1 protein-coding gene and 1 pseudogene are annotated in these 944 nt (G+C 68.3%); both read right to left on the reverse strand.

All coding sequences use genetic code 11. The annotated features are described in order from the left end of the window. Window positions 1-258, reverse strand: a pseudogene (locus R1101_RS0124435) (MmcQ/YjbR family DNA-binding protein); the annotation flags it as partial. 40 nt (window positions 259-298) lie between these two features. Then, the coding region (locus R1101_RS0124440) for a phosphotransferase family protein (protein WP_016935756.1) at window positions 299-944 on the reverse strand (646 nt) is incomplete at its 5' end.

Raw genomic sequence — 944 nt, forward strand, 5'->3', positions numbered from 1 at the left:
GAGTACCCGCGCACCGTTTCCCCGCTCCGTCGTCGTCAACGCGCGACGCTCCTCCTCGTCGGGCTTGACGACGACGGAGCGGGGAAACGGTGCGCGGGTACTCTTCTCGGCCCCTCCGTAGACCGCGAAGGCCGTCCGGGTGGAGAAGAACGGACGACCGTGCGAAATCTTCTCGGAGGCGCCGGGAAAGGCCAGCGCGATTGCGCGCACACGGGCGAGAAGCGGATCCGTTTCGTCGAACATCACCGGATGCGGCATGGGCGGAGCGTACCGAGCGACTACGACAACGGTGCCGAGATCAACTCGCCCGACTCTTCAGCGCATCGATGCCGGCGCGCAGCAGCGGCTCGACGCCACGACCGAGTTCCTCGAAACCGTCGCCGACGGTCTTTCCCTGACGGAACCGGAAGTAGATACCCTCGAGGATCACGGCGAGCTTGTAGCAGGCGAGGGCGAGATGGAATGCCATGTCCGACAGGTCCCGTCCACCGGCCGCCTCGTACCGGGCGAGCAGGTCGTCGTCGCCGAGGAAACCCGGTGCGCGAGAGACCGTCGAGACGGGGAACTCCGGGTTCTCCCGCGCCAGCCGCTGGTAGACCAGCAGCAATGCCAGGTCGGTGAGCGGATCACCCAGGGTGGCCATCTCCCAGTCCAGCACCGCGACCACCTCGTCGTCGTCGCCGACGAGGATGTTGTCGAGCCGGTAGTCGCCGTGCACGATGCCGACCTCGCCGTCGCCCGGCAGGTTGTCGACGAGCAGCCGGTGCAGCTCCTCGGCGCCGGCCAGGTCCCGGCTGTGCGAGTTCTCGAGTTGGGTGGTCCAACGGCGCACCTGCCGCTCGAGGAAGCCGCGCGGGCGACCGAAGTCCTCGAGTCCCACGGTGGCCGGGTCCACCGCGTGCAGGGTCGCGAGGGTGTCGACCATCCGCTCGGAGATGACCCGG

Source organism: Rhodococcus sp. R1101 (genome assembly GCF_000278445.1).
GTDB classification, from domain to species: Bacteria; Actinomycetota; Actinomycetes; order Mycobacteriales; family Mycobacteriaceae; genus Rhodococcus; species Rhodococcus gordoniae.